General features: G+C 53.6%; 1 protein-coding gene. It reads right to left on the bottom strand.

What is annotated here, in order from left to right:
* Nucleotides 1-106 precede the first annotated feature (106 nt).
* The coding region (locus tag WMO24_RS00045; RefSeq protein WP_494338174.1) for an iron-sulfur cluster-binding protein at nt 107-541 on the bottom strand (435 nt) is incomplete at its 5' end.

Genomic DNA, 541 nt, shown 5'->3' on the forward strand with positions numbered 1-541 from the left:
GCCATATCGTAGGTATAGCCCAGCGCAACCTCGTTGAAGTTCTTATTGCGCACTTCCGGGTCCTGTACCGGCATCGGGCATTTTTTCGGGTCCATGTTAGGCATGATTATTTGACCTCCTTTTTCAGCAGATTGCACTCTGCTTCACGGGCGTGCGCTTCAAAATCGCGGTACATGCTGCCGCGGTGCATCGCCTCGTCAAAATCCACCAGATGGCCGTCAAAGTCCGGGCCGTCCACACAGGCAAACTTGGTTTCGCCGCCCACGGTCAAACGGCAGCCGCCGCACATGCCGGTGCCGTCGATCATGATCGGGTTCATGGACACGGTGGTTTTGATGTTGTATTCTTTGGTCAGTTTGCACACAAACTTCATCATGACCAGCGGACCGATGGCAATCACTTCGTCGTACTGATTGCCCTCTTTGATCAGCGCTTCCAGAGCGTTGGTGACCAGGCCTTTTTCGCCCCAGGTTCCATCGTCGGACATCTTCACCACACGGTTGGAAACTGCTTCAAACTCTTTTTCCAGAATGACCAGATC

The organism is Ruthenibacterium intestinale, from assembly GCF_040096265.1.
Lineage (GTDB): Bacteria > Bacillota > Clostridia > Oscillospirales > Ruminococcaceae > Ruthenibacterium > Ruthenibacterium komagatae.